The following is a 24,803-nucleotide window of genomic DNA, read 5'->3' as shown; positions in this document are numbered from 1 at the left end:
ACAGGGTACGACGTCTTTCCCGCTCCCCCACCGGAACCGGTCCGGATCCCCGTTTCGCCAACCCGTCCCGGACGATCTGCCTAGCCTGAAACCGCAGGCCGGAGCGGGTACGCGAGGGGCGACAGCCAGATGTGGGACGGGAAGCGGCGGCAGACGGCGTGCACGTTCGACCGGCCGCTGTCGTGGGACGTCCGCAACCCGCACCGGCTCACCTCGACCTCGCGTACGGCGCCCTCCCAGTTGCCGGTCCCGCACCCGGCCCCGTCGCTCATCCTGGCGCTGCTCAGCTCGGCCCTGCTGCTCGTCGCGCTGGGCGCGTTCGGCCGGGCGACCGGTCTGCCGGCGGGGGAAGAGCCGGCCGTGTGGTGGCGCCGGCTCTGGGCCGTCCTCCAGTGGGTGCTGCACGGCCTGGCGAACACGGTCCTCGGGGGACCGGCCCCGCGCCGGTGGGCACAGTTGGGAGTGCTCATCCTGGCCGGCTGCACCTTCTTCCTGTGGCGCCACTGGCGCCAGCACTGGTACGTCTACCGGCCCGGCCCAGTCAACGTGCGGACCTTCGAGAACGCGGCCGACACGGACAAGGGGCGGGGGGTCTACCTGCGCAGCCGGTTCTGTCGCCAGCTCGCGGAGACCAGCGTCTACCCGCCGTACTCGGGACCCGCCGACCCGCCTCCGCAGGGATTCTTCGACGTGCTCGCCAAGGAGCAGGGCGACCTGACCAACGCCGCCTCCTTCCTGCCCCGGGTGCTGGCCGCCCTCTGGCCGAAACAGGCCTACCAGATCAGCGGGACCCTCCAGTGCCGGAACGTGGAGCCCCGGCACGGGCTCTCCGTCACGGTCACCTCGTTCCTCGGCCGGACCGGCAGCGCCACCACCACCTGCTGGGGTCACAGCTGGGAGGACGCCACCTGCCGGGCGGCCTACTGGGCGATGGCCAAGCTGGTCCCGGTCACCCGGCTCGCGAAGACCCCGCCGTGGCGCAAGTGGCGGGGCCGGGACATGCCGGCGGAGCTGTTCGAGGCGTACAACGAGGCGAAGAAGCGACACGACGACCTGAAACTGGACGACGCCCTGTGGTGGTACCGCGAGGCGCTGCGACTGGACCCGTTCAACCTCGACATCCGGCTGATGGTCGGCAGCGTCCAGGAGGACCTGGGGCTCTTCCTCGACGCGTTACAGACCTACCAGGGCGCGCTGGCCGTCGGGCAGTTGGAGGCGCGCTACACCGGCGCGCTGTGGAGCCGCAAGCGGCGTCGGCTGCGCCCTCCCTGGCGTTTCACCGGCACGACGGTCGGGCAGCTCCGGCGCCACCCGGAATGGATCAAGCTGCGCTTCCAGTACGCCCGGACGCTCGGGTACGCCGAACGGGTGATGGCCCAGTGGTTCCCGCGCAACCCCGGCACGGAGGCCTACGCCAACACCCCCTACCACTGGCAGAGCCGGCAGAACCGGGAGCGCCTCTGCGCCGCGCTGGCCGAACGCTACTGGCCCGCCGTGCTGACCTGCACCCACGCCGGCACCCGGGACGAGGCCAAGCAGCTGGTCCGGCAGATGCTCCGGCACCGCTCGTCCGCGCCGGTGGTGCTGCACCTGGCCGCCTGGCAGGAGTTCCACCGGCTCTACGAGGACCTGACGATCGCCCGCTTCGTACCGGGTGCCGCCGCGGGCTTCGACCGCCGGCTCGTCCGGCTCATGCGGGACGTCTGGGCCCCACTGCGGTTGATGCGCGCCCTCCACGACGCCCGGCACGGCGGCCCGCAGGACGCGCCCGAGCGGAGCCGACTCGAACTGCCGGCCGTCGGCTGCCTGAGCGACTGGTGGATCTGGTGGCGCCGCCGCAAGGCCGACCGGGCGCTCGGCATCGGTTGGCCCGCTTCCGCGATGTTGCTCGGCGACGCGATCTTCGCCGTGCAGCGCCGGCGGAATCCCCTCACCCGCCTGAGCTACCTGGACTATTACCATGCCGGCTGCCTGTATGCCTTCGCCCTGCAGGGCTATCCGGTGAAGGCCGGCACCGGCCCACCCGACGACCGGGCACCCGCCGGCACGTCGGCACCGGTGAACCGCGCGGCGGAGACGTTGACTTACCGGGCCGTGGAGAACCTGCGGCAAGCGTTGATGTGCACCGAGAGCGGGCGGGCCGGCCGGATCACCGTCCAGTCCGACACCCAGGCGGGCACCGCCTCCCGGCTGCGGACCTGGATCGCCACCAGCGACCCCGACCTGGCCCGGCTGCGCAACCGCGCCGAGTTCCGGTTCTTCCAGCAGGACGCGTATCAGCCGCTGAAGCCGGTGCCGTTGCGGCCGGAGGACGTCTCGGAGGTCCGGGTCGTCGCGTACGCGAAGAACCTGCTCTGCGAGGGGGCGCGCCTGCTGGAACGGCACTGGCACCGCCGACGGCTCGACCGTCATCCGCCGCGTTACCTGCACGATCTGGTGCTGTGGCTGCGGCTGGACGACCACACCTGGGAGGTGCTGGGGCGGATCGCGCTCGACGGGGCGCGGTACTGGGCGGACCGGGCCGAGTTCTCCCGGCTCGTCACCCGGACGGTGGATCTGCAACGGACCACCGACCACCGCTTCCCGCCGCCGGTGTCGGTCTACGACGACCTCCTCCTGGACGAGGTGGAGAAGCTGACCGACGACGAGATCGGCCTGCCCCATCTGGTCGACGCGGCCGTCGAGCGGCAGGTGCAGCGGATCGACCGCTGCCTGGCCAGGTTGGTCCAGCTGGCCAGGGCCGCGAAAGTGACCGCCCACCGCAGTGACCAGTTGCTGCGCCAACTGGACGTCGACGACGTCGAACTCAGCCCGGAGGACCACGCGTGGATCTGCATGGCGCGGGCGGCGCTGTGGCAGCAGGTCATCGAACTGCTCGACGACACCGACCTCGTCGTCGACACCGTCGCCCCCGAGGACGAGCAGACCGAGCCCTGAGCGTCAGCGGATGTCGAAACCGAGCGCCCGGGCCAGCACGACCGCCTGCTCGGCGTCGATGACCGCGCCGGCCCGCTGCACCGCCGTCGGGTCGAGCCCGGTGAGGTCGCTGCCCCGCAGGTCCGCCCCGGCCAGCCGGGCGCCGTCGAGCTGCGCGCCGGAGAGGTCGACCCCGGTGACCGTGGCGTCGGTGAGGTTGACCCGGGTCAGGTCGGCCTCCCGCAGGCGGACGTCGCTGATCCGTACGCCGCGCAGGTCGGCGCCGGGCAGCGCGACGAAGGACCAGTCGCCGCCGTCGACCCGCAGCGGTCGCAGGTCGCACTGGTCGAAGCTGCTGCCGACCAGCTTGCAGCCGGTGAACTCGGCCTCGAAGAAGTTGCACCGCCTGAACGTGCAGCGGGTGAAGGCCGAGTCGGTGTGCCGGGACGCGTTGAAGGCGACGTTGCCGAAGACGCACTCGGTGAAGACCGCACCCCGGCTGACCGCCTCGGTGAGGTCGACGTGGAAGAACTCACAGCGGACGAAGTGCCGGTCGACCAGCTCTTCGGCGTACCAGTCCTGGTCACGGTAGGTGACGTCCTCGGTGGGCTCCGGCATCGGCCCAGACTAGTGGTGCCGGCCGACACTTCCCGGCTGCCGTACCGGCTAGTAGCGTCGGCGGGGTGAGCCTGGCAGTGAGCACCGACCCGGACCGTATCGGCTTCGACCCCGCCCGACTGGCGCGGATCGACGAGCACTTCGGCGCGTACGTCGACGACGGCCGGCTCGCCGGCTGGCAGATCGTGGTCACCCGCCGGGGCGAGGTCGCCCACTCGGCCACCTACGGCCTGCGGGACCGGGAGGCGGGCAGCCCCGTCGAGTCGGACACCCTCTGGCGCATCTACTCGATGACCAAGCCGATCACCTCGGTCGCCGCGATGATGCTCTGGGAGGAGGGCCGGTTCGAGCTGACCGACCCGATCAGCCGCTGGCTGCCGGAGTTCGCCGACGTCCGGGTCTATGACAAGGGGTCGGTGCTCAAGCCGTACACGGTGCCGGCGGTCGAGCCGGTGCGGGTCTGGCACCTGCTCACCCACACCGCCGGCCTGACGTACGGCTTCGCCCAGACCTCGGTGGTCGACGGCCTCTACCGGCGGGCGGGCTTCGACCTGGGGGTGCCGGCCGGCGCGGACCTGGCCGAGGCGTCCCGGGGCATGGCCCGGCTGCCGCTGCTGTTCCAGCCCGGCACGAGCTGGAACTACGGCGTGTCCACCGACGTGCTGGGCCGGCTGGTCGAGGTGGTGTCCGGGCAGCGCCTGGACGCCTTCTTCACCGAGCGGATCCTCCGGCCGCTCGGCATGGCCGACACCCGCTGGTGGGTCGAGGAGCCGGACGCGAAGCGGCTCGCCGCCCTCTACACGCCGCACCCGGCGACCGGGCAGGCGGTCCGCGCCGACGAGATCGGCCGGTACGCGCTTACCGAGCCCGACTGCCTCTCCGGCGGTGGCGGGCTGGTCTCCACGGCCGCCGACTACCACCGGTTCACCCAGTTCCTGCTGCGCGGCGGCGAACTGGACGGGGTCCGCCTGCTCGGGCCGCGCACGGTGCGTTTCATGACCCGCAACCACCTGCCCGGCGGCCGTGACCTGGCCTCGTTCGCCCCCGACGGGTTCTCCGAGACGATCCTCGACGGGATCGGCTTCGGTCTCGGCTTCGCGGTGGTGCAGGACCCGGTGCCGTCCCGGGTGCCGAGCAGCGTCGGCGAGTACTACTGGGGTGGCCTGGCCAGCACGGCCTTCTGGGTGGACCCGGTGGAGGAGGTCACGGCGCTGCTGTTCACCCAGCTCATGCCGTCGAGCACCTATCCGCTGCGCGCGCAGCTGCGTCAGCTCGTCTATTCCGCGCTGGTCGACTGACCCGGACCGGCGGTGCCGCCCGGATCGGCGGAACGGCACCCGTCGGGCGGTCGGATCCCTAGCCTGGGGGCATGAGCAACATCGTCGTGTTCGGCGCGGGCGGGACCGCCGGGTCGCGGATCACCGCCGAGGCCCTCGAGCGGGGGCACCGGGTCACCGCGGCGGTACGCCGTCCCGAGGCGACCAGCTATCTGCCGCCGGGCGTGCGTACGGTCACCGGCGACGCGACCTCCGCGCGGAGCGTACGGGAGCTGGCCGAGGACGCCGACGTGTTCGTGGTGGCGATCGGGGGCGGCGAGCGGGAGCTGTGGGGGGACGCGGCCCGGACGCTGGTGGACACCCTGCGGGAGCTGCCCGACCCGCCCCGGGTGATCCACGTGGGGGGCGGTGCGACGCTGCTGACCGCGAAGGGCACTCCGTTCCTGGACGAGCCGGACTTCCCGGCGGAGTACCGGGACTCGGCGGAGGGTCAGGCCGACGCACTGGCCGTCTACCGCTCCTCGGCCGACGGGGTGACCTGGACGTACGTCTCGCCGCCGCCGCTGGAGTTCCACCCGGGCGAGCGGACCGGCCACTACCGCACCGGCACCGACCAGCCGGTGACGGACGCGCAGGGCCGGTCGGTGCTCACCTACGAGGACCTGGCGGTGGCGATCGTGGACGAGATCGAGAGTCCGCGCTTCCCGAACGCCCGGTTCACCGCCGCGTACTGACCCTCAGTCGGCGAGCCGGGCCGGGAAGCCGCCGGTGGCGATCGGGCCCCAGGCATCGACGGTGACCCGGATCAGCGACTTGCCCTGCTGCACCATCGCCGCCCGGTACTCGTCCCAGTCGGGGTGTTCACCGGAGATGCTGCGGAAGTAGTCGACCAGCGGCTCCAGCGCCTCGGGCAGGTCGAGCACCTCGGCGGTGCCGTCGACCTGCACCCACGGCCCGTTCCAGTCGTCGGAGAGCACGCAGGCGGAGACCCGGGGGTCGCGCCGGATGTTCGTCACCTTCGCCCGTTCCGGATAGGTGGAGATCACCAGCCGGCCCTCGGCGTCCACCCCGCAGGAGACCGGCGAGGACTGCGGCCGGCCGTCGGACCGGGTGGTGATCAGGATGACCTTGTGCCGGGGGCGGAGGAAGTCGATCAGGGCGGCCCGGTCGACCCGGGTGTTGCTCGCGATGCTGCGTGCCATGTCCCTGGTTCTACCAGGCCGCCGGGCGGACCGCCGGGTCCGGCCCGGGGCGTGCGGCGTCAGCGGGGACGGCCGGCGGCGCGGCGCGGCGCGGTCTGCGCCGGCACCCGGGGCCGGGTCGCCGGCCGCCACGCCCGGCCGTTGGCATAGATCACCCGGAAGCCGAGGTACGACGCGAGCGGCGCCCAGTGCGCCGAGCCCATCCGCAGCTCGGCGGCGTTGTGCCGCTGGCCGTTGGCGAGCACGTCGAGCAGCACGGTCTCGAAGGCGGCGGACTCGACCCAGTCGACCTCCCGGGTGAAGCCGCAGATCAGCGCCGCGCCGGTCACGTCGAGGAAGTCGCGCAGCGTGGCGTCGGAGGCGCGCAGCACCGAACAACTGCCGAAATAGAGCCGTCGACCGTCGCAGCGGCCGGCCATCCGTTCGGCGACGTCGGTCAGGTCGACGGAGTCCCAGTCGGTGAGGCAGAGCCGGCTCGGTTCGCCGTGCATGGCGAAGAAGCCGACCCGGTAGTCGGCGTACTGCTTGAGCAGCCAGCGGTCCAGGAAGTAGAAGAGCTCGTCGCGGGTGGCCGCGTCCTTGTGGATGAACCGGATCCGGCCCAGCCGTTCGAGCAGTTCCAGGGTGGGGAGCACGGAACCCCGCTCGTTGAGGTCCCGGTGCCACTGTCCCTCGATGCAGAAGACACCACCGCGCGCCACGCCCACCTCCCCCGTCAGCAGAGCCCGGCGGAGACGTTACCCGGCCGGTGCGACGAGGCGGTATGACCCTGGGTGTCCCCGTACGGCGTTTCGCGTCACCTTCGCCGACGGCGGCCCGGCGTGGGAGTGGGGGGTTCCCGCGCCGGACCGCCGCCGGTTCGCCCCGGGACGCGCCGCGACAGGGTCGTCAGCTCGCCCGGGGCCAGCGCGGCCGGGTGGCGGGGGGTGCCACCGGCCGGCCGGTCCCGCCGGGCCGGATCGCGGGCCGCACTACAGGTGCGGCGACCCGGCCGGCCTGGCCGCGCGGGGACGGGGTGACCGGGGTCGTGGGCCGCCTGGCCCCCGACCCGGTCAGCACGAACGGGAAGGGTACGTGCACGAACGGGTTGCCGTGCTGCACCAGCGCGTCGATCTGGCGTTCGTTGAGGCCGTGGGCCGTCAACACGCGCCGGCCCCACCGGTGCAGCCGGCAAGGGTATGCGGCGCCGTCGTTGCGGCACTTCGGTCCGGCGGGCCATTCCTCTGCGGCGTGCACCACCACCGCCCGGACCGCGAGCCGGACGTCCTCGGGGGTGAGGGTGGCCGGGACCGGCACCTCGCCCAGAATCTGATCGATGGGATCCGTCGACTGCTCACCAACTCGCACGGCAGGCCTCCCGCAGCTCGGCAGCGGTGCGGCTGACCCGCCGCACCACATCCTCGCCCAGTGGTACGGGCCCCGGCCGGCAGGAGTTCAATCACCCCAGGCGGTCAGCAGGTCCTCCGGGGTCAGCAGGGTGACGCCCTCGACGGCCCGCCCGCTGCGGGACACGGCAACCAGCCCGGTCCGCTCGTCCGCACCGGGGAGCCGGGAGCGGTGCAGCAGCAGCCGACCCAGGTCGTGAGTGTCGAACGGACCGTGCTCCAGCCACTTGATCGACCCGACGAAGGTGATGCTCCGGGCCACCGGGGCCCGGTCGGCGCCCACCAGGTCGATCTCGGGATCGTTGGTCCGCGTCCAGTAGCCGCCGATCACCGCCGCCTCCTCGGGCAGCAGACCGGCGGGCAGCCGCCGCAGTGACTCACGTACCACCGGTTCGATGGCCCGCCCCCGCCACGCGGTCCAGGAGGAGGTGATCCGGGCGAGGGTCAGGTCGCCGCGCCCCCGCTCGATCTCGGGCAGCCACGGGCCGAGAAACGAGAGCCAGAACCGCAGGTACGGATCGGCGATGAGGTATCTCGTCTCCCTGGACGGCTGCGTGGAGAGAGGAAGCACGACGTCGACGATCCGCTTGTCGGCCAGCAACCGCAGGGCACGGATGAGTGACGCCTGCGACATGCCACCGGCAGCGCGGGCGATGGACGAGAAGGTGCGTTCCCCGGACCCGATGGCCCGGAGGACCAGCGCCGCCTGGGACTGCGGCGGGAACTCGGCGGCGAGCGCCCGTTCCCCGCTCACCAGCAGCGCGGACGTGGGGTCGGTGACGGCGCTCGCGAGATAGTCGTGCAGCGAGCCACCGAGCGACCATTCATCGAGGATCAGCGGCAGGCCGCCGGTGACGAGGTAGGCGTCGAAGGCCTCGGCAGCTGGCAGGTCGAGCATCTCGCCCACGTCGTGGGGGCTCAAGGGCGGTACGACCATCTCGGTTGCCCGCTGGTGGAACGGTCTGCCGTAGTCGTTCAGCGCCTCCATCATCGCGAGGTCGGACCCGATGCAGATGAGCAGAACCGGCCGTCGGGACAGCTCCCGGTCGAAGATCTTCTGCAAGGTGCCCTCGAACCCGGGGTCGGTGGCGATCAGATAGGGCATCTCGTCGAGCACCACCACGCTCGGCCGATCGCTGGGCAGTGCGGCGGCGAGCAGAGCGAGCGCGGCGTCCCAGCTCTGCGGCGCCTGCCCGGCGAACAGCGCGGCACCGGGCAGCGTCGAGCCGGCCGCAGCCGAGACGAAGAGCTCGAGGTCGGCGGCGACGGTGGGTTGCGCCGAGGCGGTGAAGAACAGGTGTGGCACGTCGGCCCGTTCCACGAACTCCTCGACCAGCCGGGACTTGCCGACCCGGCGTCGCCCCCGCATCAGCAGTGCCCGCCCCGGGCGTCCAGCACGCCCGCCCCGGGTGACCCGCCCCAACATCCCGTTCAGGAGGTCGAGTTCCCGCGTCCGTCCGACGAAGCCATCCATGCAATCACCCCTGATACATCCAGAAAAGATGGTATCAAATCTGGTGGTCTCTCCCGACCCAGCTGCGTTCCGCTGCCGGGGGACGTGCCGGCCGGTAGCGTGACCGGCGAGACCGCGAGGCGGGAGCGGACCATGACCGAGCAGCAGCCGTACCGGGTGGTGTCCCGGCATCCGGGCTTCGAGCTGCGCCGGTACCCGTCCCACCTGGTCGCGGAGTTCCGCGTCGAGGGCCCCTTCGACCGGGCCGGCAACGAGGCGTTCCGGCCGTTGGCCGGCTACATCGGCGGGGCGAACCGGGCCCGCCGGCGGATCGGCATGACCGCGCCGGTGGTGCAGGAGGCCACCGGGTCGCAGAAGATCGCGATGACCGCCCCGGTGCTCCAGGAGGAGGGCGACCGACCCGGCAGTTGGCTGGTGCGGTTCGTGATGCCGGCGGGCTTCTCCGCGGCGACGCTCCCCGAGCCGGAGGACCCGCGGATCACCGTCCGGGAGATTCCCGAGGAACTCGCCGCCGCGGCCCGGTTCTCCGGGCGGTGGACCACGGAGGCGTTCGAGCGGCGGGCCACCGCGCTGGGCCACGCGGTCACCGCCGCCGGCCTCAGCCCCACCGGCGCCGTCCGGTACGCGAGATTCGACCCGCCGTGGAAGCCCTGGTTCCTGCGCCGCAACGAGGTCGTGCTCCCGGTCACCGAGTAGGAGGGCCGGTCGGTCAGGGGCGCTCCGTCCGCAGCTGCGCCGACGCGAGCAGGTCGTCCAGCGCGTCCAGCTCGGCCCAGCCGTTGACGGCGACCCGGCCGGTCGGGTCGACGACGACCTCGACCCGGTCCGGCGTGCGCGGCAGGTCGTCGAGCAGGTCCGGGAACCGGTCGGTGAGCAGCGCGAACTCCTGGTTGGTGGAGCCCACCCAGGGTCGCTCGGTGTCGATCAGGTCGGCCCGGAACGGGCCGGCGACCAGCAGGTCCGTCTCGGTCAGCAGCGCCGCCACGTCCTCCCGGCCGCTGTCGACCGCGCGGCGCAGCCCGTCCCGGGTGTAGCCGGTGAAGGTCATCACCGAGCGGCCGGCCCGGCGTACCCCGGCGGCCACCTCGGCCAGCGCGGCGGCCTGGTCGAAGGGTTCCCCGCCGAGCAGGGTCAGCCCGTCGGTGTCCGCGTCGAGCACCCGCCGTACCAGCTCGGCCGGGGTGGTCCGCTCGCCGCCCCGGAAACCCCACAGCTGCGGATTGAAGCAGCCCGGGCAGCGGATCGCGCAGCCCTGTACCCAGACGGCCGTCCGGTTGCCCGGCCCCTCGGCCCGCGTCGCGGCGAGGAACCGGGCCAGCACGACGACCTCCGGCCCGGACGCCGCCCGCCGGACCGGGCCGGCCTCAGAGATCGAGTACGCGTCCATGCGCCTGCCCCGGAGGTGTGGCGGGACCGGCCGGCGGCACGCAGACCAGCACGTCCCGCAGCCGGGCGTACTCGTGCGGGGCGAGGTGCGCCGCGGCGACGAACTCGGCGACGCTGCCATAGCCCCGTCGGGCGTCGCGCTCGGCGAGCACCCGGTGCACCCGGGCGGCGTCGAAGCCGGGCAGCGCGGCGAACTGCTCCGCCCCGGCGGTGTTCACATCCAGCGTGGAACCGGCCGGCGACACCGGTACTGGTGCCACCGGCGAGCCGGGCGGCGTCGGCGCTGCCCACGGCTGCTGCGGTACCGCCGCCGTGGGGTCCGCCGGTGGGAAGCCTGCGGCGGTCGGGTCGCCCGGCGGACCGACGACCGGAGGGTAGGCCGGGACGGCCGGCTGGCCCGGCGGCGCGGAGACCGGCGGGAAGGCGGACCCGACCGGGCTGCCCGGGGCCGGGTGACCGCCCCAGCCGGTCGCGGCCGGCGGAGGCGGCCAGCCCTGGTACGGCGCGACCGGCGGTGGGCCGGCCCAGCCGGGCGGCTGCTGGTACCAGGGCCGGTAGCCGGCCCGCCAGCGCAGCCAGGCCGGGTTGATCACCAGCGCGTGCACGAGGCCGGCGAGCCAGATCACCAGGCACGCCGCGGTCGCCACGTTGATGAGCACGGTGCGCTTCTCGGCCTCGCCGATGGTCACGAAGGCGGCCCAGCCCAGCACCAGGTAGCCGATGCCCGCGATCCACCAGGCCGGCCGGCGGGCCCGTACCCCGACGTAGATCAGACCGATGCCGCCCAGGCAGCCGAGGCCCAGCGCGGGTATCAGCAGCCACCAGCTGTGCAGCAGCCGCCACTTCCAGCTGGCCGCCCGGTTGGCGGTGACGGCGACCGGGGTGGCGGCAGCACCCGGGCCGTAGGCACCCGGGGGCGGGCCGGACGGGAACGGCGGCCAACCCCCGTCAGGCCCGGTCGACATCGCGCTCCTCCTGCCACCCGGTGACCGCGGTCCGGGTCAGGTCGGCGGTGTACGCGCTGTCGACCGCCCGCGCCGCGAGCAGGTCCTCCAGCACCGCCACGTAGTCCAGGCAGCGCTCACCGAGCACGTCGTGGGTCTGCGCGGTCACCGAACCGTCCGGGTGCACGGTCACCTCGACCCGGGGGCGGTCGCTCATGCCGACCGACCGTCGACGGCGAAGACCAGGCGTACCGAGGCGTCCTCGGTGACCTGCTCGGACTCCAGTCGCAGCCCGGCGGCGGGGGCCTGGGCGCGCAGCCGGTCGAGCACCGCCCGCTGCACCTGCCGCCCGTACGCCGCGTCGACCGACCGGACGATCGCCACCGCCCGCTCCTCGTCGACGTCGCCGGTGAGGTGCGCGGTCCAGACGCCGTCGGTTCCGCGCCGGAACTCGGCGCGTACCCCCTGCCAGTCGGCGGTGATCGCGGCCTGGTCGGCGGCGACGGCGGCGCCGGTGTCGCGCAGCGCGCCGGCGAGCAGCGTCTCGTCCCGCATCCGGGTCTGCACCTGGCAGATGGTCCGGCCCTCGTCGTCGCGGTCGGCGGTGGCGGCGTGCGCGGCGGCGACGGTGGCCACCGCGAGCGGCACGAGTATCAGCGAGATGCTCACCGGAGCACTCCCCTCGGTTCGGTGGCGGACATCAGAACTCCACGGCCCGCCCGCCGTGCGGGCCGCCCGGACGGCCCGGACCGGCGGCGGTCGGCGGGTCGAGGTCCCAGTCCTCGGCGGCGGTCGCCGCGACGGCCCGGTTCTGCGCCCAGCCGCGTACGGCGTCCAGCTTCTCGGCCTGGGTGACGCTCAACGGGACCATGTTGACCAGTGCGCGCAACAGGTCGTCGCGGCGCAGCGGCCGGCGCTCCGCGTACGCGTCGTAGAGCGCGCCGACGACGGCCTGTTCGATCTCGGCGCCGGAGTAGCCGTCGCTCAGCTCGGCCAGCTCGGTGAGCAGGGCGTGGTCGACGGTGAGCGCCCCGGCCACCGCCGGGTGCCGCAGCCGCCGGCCGACGTGCAGCGCCCAGATCGCCGCGCGCTCGGCGCGGGTCGGCAGGTCGACGAAGAAGATCTCGTCGAAGCGTCCCTTGCGGAGCAGTTCCGGCGGCAGGCCGGCGAAGTCGTTGGCGGTGGCGATGACGAAGACCGGTCGGGTCTTCTCCTGCATCCAGGTGAGGAAGGAGCCGAACACCCGGGCGGAGGTGCCGGAGTCGCCGGGGCCGCCGGCGAAGCCCTTCTCGATCTCGTCGAGCCAGAGCACGCAGGGCGCGACGGCCTCGGCGGTGCGGATGGCGGCGCGCATGTTCTGTTCGCTGGAGCCGACCAGGCCGGCGAAGACCTTGCCGATGTCGAGCCGGAGCAGCGGCAGGTGCCAGGCGGCGGCGACGGCCTTCGCGGTCATCGACTTGCCGCAGCCCGGCACGCCGGTGATGAGCACCCCGCGGGGTGCCGGCAGGCCGTACCGGGCGGCTTCGGCGAGCCAGGAGCCGTCCCGTCGGGCCAGCCAGCGCTTCAGGTTCTCCAGGCCGCCGACGTCGGTGAGGGCGACGCTCTCCTCCACGAACTCCAGCAGCCCGGAGCGGCGCACGGCCTGCCGTTTCTCCTCGTGCACCACGCCCAGGTCGCGGGCGTCGAGCACACCGTCGTCCACCATGGCGCGGGCGAAGGCGTTCTCCGCCTCGTGCAGGGTGAGGCCGAGGGCGGCCTTGGCGAGCCGTTCCCGGCCGGCCTCGTCGAGGTCGATGCGGATCCGGCCGCTGGTCGCGTTCGCGGCGATCATGCCGTCGAGGACGGCGCGGATCTCCGGCTCGGTGGGGAGCGGGAAGTCCACCACGGTGACGTCCTTGGCCAGCTCGACCGGCAGGTGCGGCACCGGGGAGACCAGCACGAGGGTGCGCGGCACGGGACCGGTGCGGTAGGCGACGGCCAGGTCGCGCAGCCGGCGTACCACGCCGGGTTCGGCGGGCCGGCCGCTGCCACCGAGGGCAGGGTGCAGGTCGGTGAGGACGACGACGGCGGGTTCGTCGAGCCGCAGGGCCGCGTCGAGGGCGGCGGCCGGGTCGGTGGTGCCCTGGCGGGTGGCGCCGTCCGGGGAGAGCAGGCCGCGGGTGGCCGACCAGGTCCAGAGCCGGCGCGGGGTCCGCACCCGGGCGGCGTCGTGGGCCACCGCGGCGATCTCGGCGATCACCCGCTGCTCCTCGTACGACTCGACGAGCAGCACCGGGATCCGGGCCTTGAGGAGCTGGGACAGCGTGTCACGGAACGTGGCCATGGTGGTTGCCTCCCCCCGCGCAGCACCCCGAGCCGCGCAGACTTTAGCACCGGCCGTCCGGTACGGCGGTCTGTCGCCGGTCGTCGCCGAGGCGTTACCGTTCCCCGTCTGGGGAGGTGTGCCACCGGTGTACGTCGTTTCGGTGATCAACTACAAGGGCGGGGTGGGTAAGACCACCATGACCGCCAACCTCGGGGCCGAGTTGGCCAACCGGGGGATGAAGGTGCTGCTGGTCGACCTGGATCCGCAGGCCAGCCTGACCTTCAGCTTCTACGACCCGGACGACTGGCGGGACCGGCTGCGCGACGGCCGGACGGTCAAGCGCTGGTACGACGGGCTGCGCGGGGACAGCCCGGGCGTCACCCTCGGTGAACTGGTGGTCTCCCCGGGCCCGGTGAACGCCCGCCTGAAGGGCGCCGGCCGGCTCGACCTCATCGCCTCGCACCTCCAGCTCGTCGACATCGACCTGGCGCTGGCCCGGGGTGTGGCGGACGGCGACGAGTACGACGCCGAGCTGTTCCGGGTGCGCGGCTCGCTCGCCGAGGGCCTGCACGACGAGGCGCTGCATCCGTACGACCTGGTGCTGATCGACTGTCCGCCGAACTTCAACGTGGTCACCCAGTCGGCGATCATCGCCAGTGACCACCTGCTCATCCCGGCGAAGGCCGACTACCTGTCCACCCTCGGCATCGACTACCTGCACGGCAACGTCCGGGAGCTGGTCGACCGCTACAACGCCGACGCGCGGCGGTTCGCCACCATCCGCCGGCACCACAAGGTGGCCCCGGACATCGCGGGCGTGGTGTTCACCATGATCCAGCTGATGGCGCAGCGACCGATCGCCGCGCACCAGGGCTACATGGACCAGGTGCGGGCGCTCGGCGTACCGGTCTTCCCGACCGCGCTGCGGGAGAACGTCACGCTCTTCGCCGCGAACACCCCGCGCGGGGTGCCGGTGGTACTGCGGGACCGGGTCACCGCTCCGGCGGTCCGCGACGAGCTGCAACAGATCACCACGGAGTTCCTCGCCCACCTCCAGCCGGCGGGGGCAGCGGCATGACCGATCCGTCGCTCGCCGTACTGGCCCGGGTCGCCGAGTTCCTCACCGGCCTGACCGCCGCCGAGGTCACCGAGCTGGCCGCCGGCCGCGCCCGACTCGCCCTCCTCCCCACCCCACCACCCCCGGCCGGACCGCCCACCCTGGCCGGACCGCCGTCCCCGGCCCAGGCCGCTCCCCCGGTCCCGGCGGCGTCCCCGGTCCCGACGGCGTCCGTTGTGGACCCGGCCGTCGCGCACGCGGCGCTGACCGTCATGTCGCGGCGCGACGAGGGTACGGCGTACCTGGCGTCGTGGACGGCGCGGGAACTGCGGGCGCTGGCGACGCACGCCGGACTGCGGGGCATCGGTGGACTGCGCAAGGCCGATCTGATCGACCGGATCGTCGACCGCACCATCGGCTACCGGCTCAACTCCACCGCCATCCGGCAACGCTGACCGTCACCGCGCGACCCACTGAGCGGCCCCTGCGCCTGATGGTGGACTGTCAACGCCATCGAGCAGCGAAATGTCAGTATTCCGCCATACGGACCAATTGCCACCGAAGGATAGAATGCCTGAGCGATACGAGTGGCCATAGTGGATCACTGGAGGCGCACTGGTGCTGTGGCAAGCGGCGGCCATGCGCGGCCCGCGCCGACCGCTCCGGCGGTCCGGGCGGGCCGGCACACCGGCGGGTCGGCGTCCTCCCCCGCGCGCGGCACCGTCGGCTTGCCGGGCGGCGGCGAGAGCCTGGCCGACGCGGGCCGTGTTCGCCGGACTGGTGGGTCTGCTGCTCGCCGGTTGCACCGCCGAACCGGAGCCGACCCGACTGGACGGCACCGATCAGATCGTCGAGCCGACGGTCAGCAGCGCGGGGCCGCCCGGTCCTGAGTTCGACCTGGCCCGTCGGAGTCTCGCCGGCGCCCAGCTCACCCGGGACGGTAGGTATCAGGCCCGGCTGGCCGGCGACTGGGTGATCATCTCCACCGCCGCCGGAGAGGAGTTCGACCGGTTCGGCACCGGCGCCGAAGGCGCCCGGATCAGCATGGACTTCTCTCCCGACGGGCGATACCTCGCGGTCGGACTACCGGACTCGGTGGTCCTCTACGAATTCACCACGAAGGAGCCCAGGGCGCTGCCTCTGCCCGAGGAGGTGAAGCGGCCGGACGGCGAACCCCAGCCGCGCCCCGGCAGGTTGCGCTTCTCGGCCGACAGCGGCCATCTGGTGGTCGAACTGTTCGACGAACGGGACAACAGCCGCTACTGGCTCCACGATCTGCACGGTCGCCGTGAGATCGTCTCGCCGCTTCCATCGCGCATCGAGGTCCCGAGCGATCCGGGTGTGATCTTGTACGTAGCGGGGCTGGCCGTGGTCGATGGCGGAAAGCGGGTGGTGATCGCCGGCCAGGAGGGTTTCCTGGTCTGGCTGCCGGACGAGCAGACATTCCAGTGGCGGCTCTGCGCCTGCGGTAGCACCCTGACCAGCACGGTGGACCGGCAGGCCCGGCACGTGGCCTTCCTGACCCTGAACGACGAAGTGGTGCTCTGGGATCCGGGCCCTCCCCAGGAGCTGGGACACTGGAAGGTGCCGGCGGTGGCTCCTGGAGCCACACCGGCCGTGAACCCCACCGAGTTGGAGTTCACCGAGGACGGCGGCTGGCTGCTGGCCGGTCCGGAGTACGGCCACGTGTGGTCGGTCCCGGACGGCAAGCTGGCGGGTTCGTGGCAGGGATCCGGGTCGTGAGCGGCGGCAGAACGAAACGGCGGCGCGCCACCAGCGGTCCGGACCGGAAGAAGGCGGTCCGGGGCGGGCGCCCGGCAGCGGACCAGGACAAACCGGACGGCGACCAGCCCGTACCGCGACTGCGCCGGGTGCTGGGATCGTTGCATCGGGCCTGGCGGTCCGTGCTGAGCACTGCGGTAGCCGCCCTTCTCGGCGCCGTCGCGGCCATCTATGTGCCCCGGTGGATCGACCAGCTGGACCCGCAGGTCGTCGCGGTACACGTCGTGGCGAATCCGGCCACCGTGGACACCTGGGGCACCGCTGAGTTCGCCATGGTGCTGCCGAAGGACGCCCGGCCCTCCGGTGATCCACCGGTGGGCTGCGCGACGCTGATCGACTGGGCGCGCGCCCTCGGCGCGGTCGATCACAAGGTGAGCCGGGTGCGCGTCGTCGTGCAGGGCGCCGGCGACCAGGGGGTGCTGATCGACAACCTGCGTGCCCGCGTGATCCGGCGCAGCCAAACTCCGGAACCGGCCGGTGTGCAACTGCGCTGCGGCGGCCAGCAGGGGGCCGCCGAACCACGGGACATCGAGATGGACCTGGACGCTCCCCAGCCGGCCGCCCGCTACCGCACCCTGATCGAGGGGCGCCGGCCACTGTTCGGGTTCACCCTCGCCAAGGGCGAGACCGAGGTGTTCGACCTGACCGCGTTCACCACCGGCACGGTGGAGTGGACTCTCGAACTCGACCTGGTGGTCGCCGGGAAACGGAAGCGGGTCGAGGTGACCGACCGGGGTCGGAACTTCGTCACGACCGCAGCACCCGGACTGCGGACCTACCAGGTACCCCCGGGCGGCGACCACTGGATCGCGTGTGCGCAGACGCCCCGCCGGGCCTGCCCGGAGGGCGGGCCGCCGGCACACTTCCGGTACGACGCCTGACGGCGCCCCGCGCCACCCGCGTCCGGGCCGGTCGGGGCCCTAGGCTGGCGGCGAGGACCAGTGACCCGAGGAGGCCCGGATGGCCGAGGACACCACCCGGTACGCCGCCCTGCTGCGCGGCGTCAACGTCGGCAGCACCCGGCTCGCGATGGCCGACCTGCGGCGGCTCGTCGCCGACCTCGGGCACACCGACGTCCGGACCTACCTGCAGAGCGGCAACGTGGTCTTCGGCAGCCCGGTGACCGACCCGGTGGAGCTGGCCCGGGGCATCGAGCGGGTGCTCGCCGACGAGTTGGGCCTGCGCGTGCCGGTGCTGGTCCGCAGCGGCGCCGAACTGGCGGCGGTCACCACGGCCAGCCCGTACGCGAAACAGCAGGACGACCCGACGCGGCTGCTGGTGGCCTTCCTGTCGGCCCCACCCCCGGCGGCGCGGGTCGCCGAGCTGACCGCGCCGACCGGGGAGAACGTCGAGTACACCGTGGACGGCCGGGAGATACACCTGCACTTCCCCGACGGTGGGTACGGGCGGACGAAGTTCACCAACACCCACCTGGAGAAGAAGCTCGGCGTGGTGGCGACCACCCGTAACTGGAAGTCGGTCTGCGCCCTCCGGGACCTGACCGCCGGTTAGAAGTGGTAGGCGGTGTCGTACTCGGGCACCAGGACGCGGCTGCGCGGGGAGGCCCTGCGGACCGCGGCGATCAGGTCGTCGAGGCGCTTGCGGTCGCTCGGCGCGACGGTCGGCGGGTTGGTCAGCGGGGTCTCGAAGTTGTCCCAGTGCACCGGCACCACGACCTTCGGGTGGTCCAGCGCCGCCATCAGGCGGGGCACGTAGTCGGCGGTCGAGGTGGTCGCGGCCGAGGCGACCATCGCCACGTCCGGGGCGAGGCCGGCCAGGTTGCGCTCGTTGAGGTCGCTGGCCCCCATGAAGAAGACCGCCGGGCCGTCGGCCACCCGGATCTGGTACGCCAACGTGTCGCCCTCGGGCAGGTCACCGATGGTGGCGGGCGTCGGCGGAGTGGTGACCCGGACGCCGGGGAACGCCACCGAGTAGGCGGCGTTCCGGCTGTGCAGGGAGCTGACCACCGCCACGGTGTAGTCGCCGAAGTCGAGCACCTCGCCGCCCCGCACCGGGCTGAGCTGCCCCGCGGGCACCCCGGACGCCAGCCCGAGGTGATAGGCGGTGAGGGTGCCGAAGACCCGCGCGCCGGTCCGGGTGGCGATGTGCGGCACGTCGGCGAAGTGGTCCCAGTGGGTGTGCGTGACCAGCACGTTCTCCGCCCGGTCCACGTGCCCGTCGACCACGGCGGTGTCCACGGTCAACGGGGTGGCCGGGTCGAAGGCGCCCCGGAACAGGCCGGTGTCGAAGCGGCTCAGGTAGGGGTCGACCAGGACGGTCCGGTCGCCGATGTCGACGCGCCAGCCGGACGTACCCCACCAACGGAAACTGACCGCACCGGCGCGACGGCCGCGACGGGCACCGAGCGGCGCGGTGCCCGCCGGCGTGGCCTGGGCCGGTGCGGTGACGCCCAGGGCGCCGGCCGAGACGGCGGCGGTGCCCACGGCGGCGTCGCGCAGGAAGCGGCGGCGGTGGTAGCCGGACGTGTGGTGCTCGGACATGGTGCGTCCTCCCCGTACGGATCGGTGATCGGTCCGTCCACCCCACCACCGACGGGCCACCGGCGTCCAAGACGCAGCGGTCGTGGCATCGATATCTGGAGCGATATCGGCGCAGGTCAGCAGGGGTGGGAAGGGGCGACACCCGGGGCGGAATCAGTCGCCCCGCAGGGCCTCCACGGCGGTCCGGGCCGCCTCCCCCATGGCCAGGTCCACGTCGATCCGGCGGGTGCTCAGCCCGTCGATGCGGGCCACGACCGCGATGGCGTACCGGCGGCCGTCGGGGTATTCGGCGGCCCCGGCCTCCAGGTGCAGCCCGGGCAGGGTGCCGGTCTTCCCGGCGACCCGGACGCCGGGCGGGAAGCCGGCGGCGAGCCGGGTCCAGAAGATCTGCCGGGCCATCAGCTCCCGCACCATCGCGCAGGCGGCCGCCGGCCCGGCCTCGTCCCGCCAGATCAACGCCACCAGCCGGGTCAGCTCCCGGGCGGTGCTCGACGTGGTGTGCGCCGGGTCCAGCACCCGCATCGCGCGGATCCGCTCGTCGGACAGGGTGGGGAAGATCCGGGCGAACTCCGCCTCGGTGCGGGCCCCCACGTCGGCGAGCATCGTCTCGACCAACTGCCGGGGACCACCGACGATCCGGGTACGCGGCAGCTCCAGCTCCGCCGCGAGCATCGGCAGCACGTCCGCGCCGACCCGGCGCAGCAGCAGGTCGGCGGCGGTGTTGTCGGTGACCGACATGGCGAAGTACGCGAGGTCGCGCAGCGACACCTCGACGTCGTCGGAGCAGCCGGCGATGCCCCACCCGCCCAACCGGTCCTCGGCCCGCACCAGCACCCGCTCCACCGGGTCGAGCTGACCGGCGACGACCTGCCGGGCGAACTCCAGCACCAGCAGGATCTTGAACACCGACGCGATCACCACCGACTCGTCGGCGCGTACCGCCACCTCGCGCGCGGGGGCGTCCACGTCGGTCACGTGCAGGCTGCCGCTGATCCCGGCCCGCCGGAAGATCTCCCCGATCCGCTCCTCCACCACCGCAGCACGGTATCCCGCCGGGCCTGGCGTAGGGTCCGGACGTGGACCTGCTGCGACACCTGCGGCACTTCGTGGTGGTCGCCCGGGAGCTGCACTTCGGGCGGGCCGCGGAGACGCTGGGGATGGCGCAGCCACCGTTGAGCCAGTCGATCCAGCGGCTGGAACGCGAACTTCGGGTCGAGCTGTTCGACCGGTCCCGGCGGCAGGTCCGGCTCACCACCGCCGGTCAGCTCCTGCTCGGCGAGGCCGACGAACTGCTCGCCGCCGAGCAGCGACTGCGCAACATGACCGACCAGGTACGCCGGGGCGCGCTGGGCGTGCTGCGGGCCGGGGTGCCGCCGGAGACGCCCGCGGTGACCCTGCGGGCGCTGCTCGACGCGCTGGCCGCCCGCGCGCCCGGGCTGGACGTGGACCTGCACGAGCTGACCAGCGCCGAGCAGCTGCGGATGCTCGCCGAGGGGCGCCTCGACACGGGGCTGCTGCACCACCCGGTCGACGAGGCGGGGCTACGGTTCGGCCCGGCGGTCGACGTACCCCTGGGGGTGCTGCTGCCGCGGGCAGCGCCGTTGGCGCGGACCCGGCAGGTCGACCTGGCGGCGCTGGCCGGGCTGGACCTGATCACCGCACCGCCGGCGACCGCGCCCGGTTGGCACGACCACCTGCTGGCGGTGTGCCGGCGGCACGGCTTCGCGCCCGGCCGGGTCCGGTACGCCCGCAACCCGGAGTTCCTGTTCGGACTGGTGCTGGCCGGTGGGGCGGTGGCGGTGGAACCGGAGGCGCTGGCCCGGCGGGAGCCGCGCATCGCGTGGCGGCCGCTCGTCGGGGCGCCGCTGGTGAAGCGCACCTCGGCGGCCTGGCCGGACCGGTCGCCGCACCCGGCCGCGCCGATGTTCGGGCAGCTCGCGGCGGAGGTGCTGGCCCCGGCGGAGCCACCGCCCGGCGCAGCGGCGGTCGCGCCGGCCGCCCGGCCGTGGCCGGTGCTGTTCGAAGCCGGCCGGGGAAAGTTGCCCTCGTGATCTCCCGGAGTTCACCCCGGCACCGCTAACATCGCCAGTCATGAATATGAAGAGCGTCACCCGCTCGCGACCCGGGCGGCTGATCGCGGCGTTCGTGTTGGCGGTCGCCATCGGGACCCCGGTGGTGGTGGCCACCTCGGCGTCGGCGGCGACCACGTTGACCGTCGCGCAGGCGCTGGCCGCCCAGGACGGCCGCAGCGCCACCGTCACCGGGTACGTCATCGGCCAGCCGACCGCCTCGACCACGGTGATCACGTCCAACTACACCGCCGACACCGCGATCGCGATCGCCGACACGGCCACCGAGACCAGCACGAGCCGGATGCTCTACGTCCAGGTCACCACCGCCTGGCGGACCACGTTCGGGCTGCTCAGCAACCCGTCGCTGCGCGGCACGCAGGTCACCGCCACGGGGACGCTGACCGCGTACTTCAGTCACGGCGGGCTCAAGAACCCCACCGCGATGAGCCTCGGCGGCACCACCCCGTCGCCGACCACCTCCCCCACCCCGGGCCCCACCTCGACCAGCGGCCCGTACGACTCGACCTACTACGCGAGCGCGATCGGCAAGTCCGGTACGGCGCTGCGCAGCTCGCTGCACGCGATCATCAAGGTGCAGACGAAGCTCACCTACGACCAGGTGTGGGAGGCGCTGAAGGACACCGACCAGGACCCGGCCAACGCCAACAACGTCATCCTGCTCTACACCGGCCGGTCGCAGAGCAAGACCAGCAACGGCAGCGGCGTGGACGACTGGAACCGGGAGCACGTCTGGGCCAAGTCGCACGGCGACTTCGGCACCGCCACCGGACCCGGCACCGACGTGCACCACCTGCGCCCGGCCGACGTGTCGGTCAACTCGCTGCGCGGCAACAAGGACTTCGACGCGGGCGGCAGCGCCGTCGCCGAGGCGCCCGGCTGCTACACCGACGCCGACTCGTTCGAGCCGCGCAACGCGGTCAAGGGCGACGTCGCCCGCATGATCATGTACATGGCGATCCGGTACGAGGGCGACGACGGCTGGCCGGACCTGGAGATGAACGACTCGGTGAGCAACGGCACCGCGCCCTACCTGGGTCGTCGGTCGATGCTGCTGGCGTGGAACAAGGCGGACCCGCCGGACGCCTTCGAACAGCGGCGCAACCAGCGCATCTACGAGCGCTGGCAAGGCAACCGGAACCCGTTCGTCGACCACCCGGAGTGGGCCACCGCCATCTGGGGCTGACGCAGATCACCCGGCCGGGCCGTGAGGAAACGGCCCGGCCGGGTACTAGACGGCATGACTGCGAACACCATTCCCGACATTGCGCTCAACGACGGCAACACCATCCCGCAGCTCGGCTTCGGCGTCTTCCAGATCGAGCCGAAGGACACCGCCGAGGCGGTCGGCCGGGCCCTGGAGATCGGCTACCGGCACATCGACACCGCCGAGATGTACGGCAACGAGGCCGAGGTCGGGCAGGCCGTCCGCGCCTCCGGGCTGGACCGGGGCGACGTCTTCGTCACCAGCAAGCTGAACAACGGCTTCCACCGCCCCGACGACGCCCGCAAGGCGTTCGAGTCGACGCTGCGCGAGCTGAAGTTCGACTACCTCGACCTGTTCCTGATCCACTGGCCGCTGCCGACCCTCTACGACGGCGACTTCGTCTCCACCTGGAAGGTGCTGGAGGAGTTGCAGCGCGACGGCCGGATCCGGTCCATCGGCGTGTCCAACTTCCAGGTCGCGCACCTTCAGCGGCTGGCCGCCGAGGCGGACGTGGTGCCGGCGGTGAACCAGATCGAGGCGCACCCCTACTTCGGCAACGAGGAGGTGCGCGCGTACGGCAAGGCGCACAACATCCTCACCGAGGCGTGGTCGCCGATCGCCCAGGGCAAGGTGCTCGACGACCCGACCCTGGTGGACATCGCCGAGCAGGTCGGGAAGACCCCCGCCCAGGTGACGCTGCGCTGGCACGTGCAGCGCGGCGACATCGTCTTCCCGAAGTCGACCACCCCGAAGCGGATCGAGGAGAACTTCCGGATCTTCGACTTCACCCTGGACGACACGCAGCTGGAACGGATCACCGGGCTGAACAAGGGCGAGGCCGGCCGGCAGGGCCCGAACCCGGACACCTTCGACTACGTACCCAGCTGAGCCGGCGAACCGACGGCGGGGTCCCGGTGCGCCGGGGCCCCGCCGTCGTCGGACACGGCGATCCGGCGGAACGTCGCCTCGGTGGGTGAACCCGGTGCGGGCACGTACACGATGAGCCGCTGGTCGGTCTCCGGCACGTGCAGCACCCGACATTCGAACTCCAACGCCCCCAGCTCGGGGTGGTCGATCCGTTTGACGGTGGGCCGCCGCTCGCCCACCTCGTGCTCGGCCCACAGCTCGGCGAACCGGGGCGAGGTGCCGAGCAGCTCGGTGACCAGCCCGGCGAGGGTCGGGTCGGCCGGCCAGCGCCCGTACGCGGCCCGCAGGTCGGCGACCGTGGTGCGGGCGAACCGGCGAACCTCGGAGTCCGCCCAGTAGGACTCCGGCACCAGCCGGCCGAACATCCAGCGGACCATGTTGCGGTCCCGGGCCGGCACCGCCGACAGCTCCCCCACGAACCGGGCGGCCAGCCGGTTCCAGGCCAGCACCTCGTAGCTGGCGTCGACCAGGTAGGCGGGCGTCTCGGTCATCGCGTCCATCAGGTGCCGCAGCCCGGTCGGCACCTCCCGGCTCGGCCCGGTCGTCTCCGGTGGCACGTCCCCGGCGATCCGGAACAGGTAGGTCCGCTCGTCCCGGCCGAGCAGCAACGCCCGGGCGAGGGCGGCGAGCACCTGCCGGGACGGGTGCGGCCCGCGCCCCTGTTCCAGCCGGATGTAGTAGTCGACGGACATGCCGGCGAGCTGGGCGACCTCCTGGCGGCGCAGGCCGGGCGTGCGCCGGCGTACCCCGTCAGGGAGGCCGACCTCGGCGGGGCGCAGCCGGGCGCGGCGGCTGCGCAGGAAGTCCGCCAGTTCCTCGCGCCGTACCCCGCTGCTCGTCACGCCCTCCAGCTTGCCGCAGCGACGGCCGGCGAGGGTGGTACCGCCGGTCCCAGCCTCCACCGGTCCCTCCCGGCCGCCGGCGGGCGGCGGCAGGGTCGACGGCATGACGACGACGATCGCCCTGATCACCGGGGCCAACAGGGGAATCGGCCTGGCCACCGCCCGACAGCTCGGCGCGCGGGGGATGACCGTGCTGGTCGGCGCGCGGGACGCGGCGCGCGGCCGGGCGGCCGAGCGGGCGCTGCGCGACGGCGGGGCCGACGCGCGGGCCGTGCCGCTGGACGTGACCGACGAGGCGTCGGCCGCCGCCGTGGCCGAGCTGGTCGAGCAGGAGTACGGCCACCTGGACGTGCTGGTCAACAACGCCGGCATCCTCCGGGCCGACGGTACGGCGCTGCCGAGCGAGACGACCCTGGCGACCTTGCGCGAGGTGTTCGAGACGAACGTGTTCGGGGTGGTGGCGGTGACGAACGCGCTGCTGCCGCTGCTGCGCCGGGCGCCGGCGGCCCGGATCGTGAACGTCTCCAGCGAGGTCGGTTCGATCGCGGTGATGACCGACCCGGCCGGTGCCCTGTTCGCGCTGACCTCGGTCCCGTACCCGACGTCGAAGACGGCGCTGAACATGGTCACCGCGATGTACGCCAAGGAGCTGCGGGACACCCGGATCAAGGTCAACGCGGCGAACCCCGGCTACTGCGCCACCGACTTCAACGGGAACTCGGGCTTCCGCACCGCCGAGCAGGGCGCGGAGGTGAGCGTGCACCTGGCGACGCTGCCGGCGGACGGGCCGAGCGGGTTGCTCTGGGGGTTCCAGATGGATGCCGGGGGCGGCTACGGGGTGCTCCCCTGGTGACCTGACATTCAGTAAGGTCAATCTGGAAGTCGTGAAT

26 protein-coding genes are annotated in these 24,803 nt (G+C 73.0%); 13 read left to right on the top strand and 13 right to left on the bottom strand.

Annotated elements, in window-relative coordinates:
• The first annotated feature begins 129 nt into the window (after positions 1 to 129).
• On the top strand, positions 130 to 2,937 hold the full coding sequence (locus tag MRQ36_RS19015) for a M48 family metallopeptidase (RefSeq protein ID WP_242797295.1): 2,808 nt from the start codon (positions 130 to 132) through the stop codon (positions 2,935 to 2,937).
• A gap of 3 nt (positions 2,938 to 2,940) precedes the next feature.
• Here MRQ36_RS19015 and MRQ36_RS19010 read toward each other — a convergent pair whose 3' ends face one another.
• Entirely contained in the window at positions 2,941 to 3,534 is a 594-nt protein-coding gene (locus tag MRQ36_RS19010; protein ID WP_242797293.1) for a pentapeptide repeat-containing protein, read from the bottom strand.
• Between the two features lie 65 nt (positions 3,535 to 3,599).
• On the opposite strand from MRQ36_RS19010, the gene MRQ36_RS19005 reads away from it, so the two are divergent.
• Both MRQ36_RS19005 and MRQ36_RS19000 read left to right on the top strand, forming a co-directional pair.
• Positions 3,600 to 4,832 carry a serine hydrolase gene (locus MRQ36_RS19005; RefSeq protein WP_242797291.1) on the top strand — a complete coding sequence of 411 codons (1,233 nt, stop codon included), beginning with the start codon at positions 3,600 to 3,602 and terminating at the stop codon, positions 4,830 to 4,832.
• A 71-nt stretch (positions 4,833 to 4,903) separates the two neighbouring features.
• The gene (locus tag MRQ36_RS19000; protein WP_242797289.1) at positions 4,904 to 5,545 is read left to right on the top strand and encodes an NAD(P)-dependent oxidoreductase; all 642 of its coding nucleotides are present in this window, start codon (positions 4,904 to 4,906) and stop codon (positions 5,543 to 5,545) included.
• A gap of 3 nt (positions 5,546 to 5,548) precedes the next feature.
• Here MRQ36_RS19000 and MRQ36_RS18995 read toward each other — a convergent pair whose 3' ends face one another.
• The 4 genes from MRQ36_RS18995 to MRQ36_RS18980 form a co-directional block, all read right to left on the bottom strand.
• Entirely contained in the window at positions 5,549 to 6,013 is a 465-nt protein-coding gene (locus tag MRQ36_RS18995; RefSeq protein ID WP_242797287.1) for a PPOX class F420-dependent oxidoreductase, read from the bottom strand.
• Between the two features lie 59 nt (positions 6,014 to 6,072).
• Positions 6,073 to 6,714, bottom strand: a complete 642-nt coding sequence (locus tag MRQ36_RS18990) for a DUF6642 family protein (RefSeq protein WP_242797285.1) — start codon at positions 6,712 to 6,714, stop codon at positions 6,073 to 6,075.
• A gap of 187 nt (positions 6,715 to 6,901) precedes the next feature.
• A complete protein-coding gene (locus tag MRQ36_RS18985) occupies positions 6,902 to 7,360 on the bottom strand; it encodes a hypothetical protein (protein ID WP_242797283.1) in 459 nt (152 codons plus the stop codon).
• 87 nt (positions 7,361 to 7,447) lie between these two features.
• Positions 7,448 to 8,872, bottom strand: coding sequence for a DUF234 domain-containing protein (locus MRQ36_RS18980; RefSeq protein ID WP_242797281.1), 1,425 nt, complete (start codon positions 8,870 to 8,872; stop codon positions 7,448 to 7,450).
• 132 nt (positions 8,873 to 9,004) lie between these two features.
• On the opposite strand from MRQ36_RS18980, the gene MRQ36_RS18975 reads away from it, so the two are divergent.
• A complete protein-coding gene (locus tag MRQ36_RS18975; protein WP_242797279.1) occupies positions 9,005 to 9,568 on the top strand; it encodes a heme-binding protein in 564 nt (187 codons plus the stop codon).
• Between the two features lie 13 nt (positions 9,569 to 9,581).
• Here MRQ36_RS18975 and MRQ36_RS18970 read toward each other — a convergent pair whose 3' ends face one another.
• From MRQ36_RS18970 to MRQ36_RS18950, 5 genes are read right to left on the bottom strand one after another with little or no spacing between them, the layout of a single operon-like run.
• Entirely contained in the window at positions 9,582 to 10,259 is a 678-nt protein-coding gene (locus MRQ36_RS18970; RefSeq protein WP_242797275.1) for a 4Fe-4S single cluster domain-containing protein, read from the bottom strand.
• Positions 10,237 to 11,223: a type II secretion system protein GspK gene (locus MRQ36_RS18965; protein ID WP_242797273.1), complete on the bottom strand. Its 987-nt coding sequence runs from the start codon at positions 11,221 to 11,223 to the stop codon at positions 10,237 to 10,239. The genes MRQ36_RS18970 and MRQ36_RS18965 overlap by 23 nt, the downstream gene beginning before the upstream one ends.
• Positions 11,207 to 11,419 carry a DUF2997 domain-containing protein gene (locus MRQ36_RS18960; RefSeq protein ID WP_242797271.1) on the bottom strand — a complete coding sequence of 71 codons (213 nt, stop codon included), beginning with the start codon at positions 11,417 to 11,419 and terminating at the stop codon, positions 11,207 to 11,209. The genes MRQ36_RS18965 and MRQ36_RS18960 overlap by 17 nt, the downstream gene beginning before the upstream one ends.
• Positions 11,416 to 11,871, bottom strand: coding sequence for a hypothetical protein (locus MRQ36_RS18955; protein WP_242797269.1), 456 nt, complete (start codon positions 11,869 to 11,871; stop codon positions 11,416 to 11,418). Before MRQ36_RS18955 ends, MRQ36_RS18960 begins: the two co-directional genes overlap by 4 nt.
• 31 nt (positions 11,872 to 11,902) lie before the next feature.
• On the bottom strand, positions 11,903 to 13,525 hold the full coding sequence (locus MRQ36_RS18950; RefSeq protein WP_242797267.1) for an AAA family ATPase: 1,623 nt from the start codon (positions 13,523 to 13,525) through the stop codon (positions 11,903 to 11,905).
• A 127-nt stretch (positions 13,526 to 13,652) separates the two neighbouring features.
• Here MRQ36_RS18950 and MRQ36_RS18945 point away from each other — a divergent pair, with 127 nt between their 5' ends.
• The 5 genes from MRQ36_RS18945 (at position 13,653) to MRQ36_RS18925 (ending at position 17,858) form a co-directional block, all read left to right on the top strand.
• Positions 13,653 to 14,585: a ParA family protein gene (locus tag MRQ36_RS18945; RefSeq protein WP_242797265.1), complete on the top strand. Its 933-nt coding sequence runs from the start codon at positions 13,653 to 13,655 to the stop codon at positions 14,583 to 14,585.
• The gene (locus MRQ36_RS18940; protein WP_242797263.1) at positions 14,582 to 15,019 is read left to right on the top strand and encodes a Rho termination factor N-terminal domain-containing protein; all 438 of its coding nucleotides are present in this window, start codon (positions 14,582 to 14,584) and stop codon (positions 15,017 to 15,019) included. The genes MRQ36_RS18945 and MRQ36_RS18940 overlap by 4 nt, the downstream gene beginning before the upstream one ends.
• A 310-nt stretch (positions 15,020 to 15,329) precedes the next feature.
• On the top strand, positions 15,330 to 16,307 hold the full coding sequence (locus MRQ36_RS18935) for a hypothetical protein (protein WP_242797261.1): 978 nt from the start codon (positions 15,330 to 15,332) through the stop codon (positions 16,305 to 16,307).
• Positions 16,304 to 17,227 (top strand): hypothetical protein, encoded by a 924-nt coding sequence (locus MRQ36_RS18930; protein ID WP_242797259.1) that lies wholly within the window; start codon positions 16,304 to 16,306, stop codon positions 17,225 to 17,227. The genes MRQ36_RS18935 and MRQ36_RS18930 overlap by 4 nt, the downstream gene beginning before the upstream one ends.
• A gap of 79 nt (positions 17,228 to 17,306) precedes the next feature.
• Positions 17,307 to 17,858 carry a DUF1697 domain-containing protein gene (locus MRQ36_RS18925; protein ID WP_242797257.1) on the top strand — a complete coding sequence of 184 codons (552 nt, stop codon included), beginning with the start codon at positions 17,307 to 17,309 and terminating at the stop codon, positions 17,856 to 17,858.
• Here the strand turns inward: MRQ36_RS18925 and MRQ36_RS18920 are convergent.
• A complete protein-coding gene (locus MRQ36_RS18920; RefSeq protein ID WP_242797254.1) occupies positions 17,855 to 18,847 on the bottom strand; it encodes an MBL fold metallo-hydrolase in 993 nt (330 codons plus the stop codon). The two genes, MRQ36_RS18925 and MRQ36_RS18920, sit on opposite strands and share 4 nt — an antisense overlap.
• A 153-nt stretch (positions 18,848 to 19,000) precedes the next feature.
• Positions 19,001 to 19,882, bottom strand: a complete 882-nt coding sequence (locus MRQ36_RS18915) for a serine hydrolase (protein ID WP_242797251.1) — start codon at positions 19,880 to 19,882, stop codon at positions 19,001 to 19,003.
• Between the two features lie 41 nt (positions 19,883 to 19,923).
• Between MRQ36_RS18915 and MRQ36_RS18910 the strand changes: the two genes are divergently transcribed.
• From MRQ36_RS18910 to MRQ36_RS18900, 3 genes are read left to right on the top strand one after another with little or no spacing between them, the layout of a single operon-like run.
• The gene (locus MRQ36_RS18910) at positions 19,924 to 20,898 is read left to right on the top strand and encodes a LysR family transcriptional regulator (RefSeq protein WP_242797249.1); all 975 of its coding nucleotides are present in this window, start codon (positions 19,924 to 19,926) and stop codon (positions 20,896 to 20,898) included.
• Between the two features lie 40 nt (positions 20,899 to 20,938).
• The gene (locus MRQ36_RS18905) at positions 20,939 to 22,123 is read left to right on the top strand and encodes an endonuclease (RefSeq protein ID WP_242797247.1); all 1,185 of its coding nucleotides are present in this window, start codon (positions 20,939 to 20,941) and stop codon (positions 22,121 to 22,123) included.
• A gap of 54 nt (positions 22,124 to 22,177) precedes the next feature.
• Positions 22,178 to 23,032, top strand: a complete 855-nt coding sequence (locus MRQ36_RS18900) for an aldo/keto reductase (RefSeq protein WP_242797244.1) — start codon at positions 22,178 to 22,180, stop codon at positions 23,030 to 23,032.
• Here the strand turns inward: MRQ36_RS18900 and MRQ36_RS18895 are convergent.
• The gene (locus MRQ36_RS18895) at positions 23,017 to 24,018 is read right to left on the bottom strand and encodes a helix-turn-helix transcriptional regulator (protein ID WP_242797242.1); all 1,002 of its coding nucleotides are present in this window, start codon (positions 24,016 to 24,018) and stop codon (positions 23,017 to 23,019) included. The two genes, MRQ36_RS18900 and MRQ36_RS18895, sit on opposite strands and share 16 nt — an antisense overlap.
• Between MRQ36_RS18895 and MRQ36_RS18890 the strand changes: the two genes are divergently transcribed.
• Positions 24,017 to 24,766 (top strand): SDR family NAD(P)-dependent oxidoreductase, encoded by a 750-nt coding sequence (locus MRQ36_RS18890; protein WP_242797241.1) that lies wholly within the window; start codon positions 24,017 to 24,019, stop codon positions 24,764 to 24,766. The genes MRQ36_RS18895 and MRQ36_RS18890 overlap by 2 nt on opposite strands.
• Positions 24,767 to 24,803 lie beyond the last annotated feature (37 nt).

Origin of the sequence: Micromonospora sp. R77, assembly GCF_022747945.1 — a bacterium.
Lineage (GTDB): Bacteria > Actinomycetota > Actinomycetes > Mycobacteriales > Micromonosporaceae > Micromonospora.
This window is presented reverse-complemented; position numbering and strand designations above follow the sequence as displayed.

Coding starts and splice junctions, on each gene's coding strand:
- MRQ36_RS19000 (WP_242797289.1), top strand. CDS start 4,904: ATGAGCAACATCGTCGTGTTCGGCGCGGGCGGGACCGCCGGGTCGCGG.
- MRQ36_RS18970 (WP_242797275.1), bottom strand. CDS start 10,259: ATGGACGCGTACTCGATCTCTGAGGCCGGCCCGGTCCGGCGGGCGGCG.
- MRQ36_RS18890 (WP_242797241.1), top strand. CDS start 24,017: ATGACGACGACGATCGCCCTGATCACCGGGGCCAACAGGGGAATCGGC.
- MRQ36_RS19010 (WP_242797293.1), bottom strand. CDS start 3,534: ATGCCGGAGCCCACCGAGGACGTCACCTACCGTGACCAGGACTGGTAC.
- MRQ36_RS18895 (WP_242797242.1), bottom strand. CDS start 24,018: ATGCCGTCGACCCTGCCGCCGCCCGCCGGCGGCCGGGAGGGACCGGTG.
- MRQ36_RS18965 (WP_242797273.1), bottom strand. CDS start 11,223: ATGTCGACCGGGCCTGACGGGGGTTGGCCGCCGTTCCCGTCCGGCCCG.
- MRQ36_RS18900 (WP_242797244.1), top strand. CDS start 22,178: ATGACTGCGAACACCATTCCCGACATTGCGCTCAACGACGGCAACACC.
- MRQ36_RS18905 (WP_242797247.1), top strand. CDS start 20,939: ATGAATATGAAGAGCGTCACCCGCTCGCGACCCGGGCGGCTGATCGCG.
- MRQ36_RS18975 (WP_242797279.1), top strand. CDS start 9,005: ATGACCGAGCAGCAGCCGTACCGGGTGGTGTCCCGGCATCCGGGCTTC.
- MRQ36_RS18960 (WP_242797271.1), bottom strand. CDS start 11,419: ATGAGCGACCGCCCCCGGGTCGAGGTGACCGTGCACCCGGACGGTTCG.
- MRQ36_RS18940 (WP_242797263.1), top strand. CDS start 14,582: ATGACCGATCCGTCGCTCGCCGTACTGGCCCGGGTCGCCGAGTTCCTC.
- MRQ36_RS18925 (WP_242797257.1), top strand. CDS start 17,307: ATGGCCGAGGACACCACCCGGTACGCCGCCCTGCTGCGCGGCGTCAAC.
- MRQ36_RS18980 (WP_242797281.1), bottom strand. CDS start 8,872: ATGGATGGCTTCGTCGGACGGACGCGGGAACTCGACCTCCTGAACGGG.
- MRQ36_RS18950 (WP_242797267.1), bottom strand. CDS start 13,525: ATGGCCACGTTCCGTGACACGCTGTCCCAGCTCCTCAAGGCCCGGATC.
- MRQ36_RS18920 (WP_242797254.1), bottom strand. CDS start 18,847: ATGTCCGAGCACCACACGTCCGGCTACCACCGCCGCCGCTTCCTGCGC.
- MRQ36_RS19015 (WP_242797295.1), top strand. CDS start 130: ATGTGGGACGGGAAGCGGCGGCAGACGGCGTGCACGTTCGACCGGCCG.
- MRQ36_RS18995 (WP_242797287.1), bottom strand. CDS start 6,013: ATGGCACGCAGCATCGCGAGCAACACCCGGGTCGACCGGGCCGCCCTG.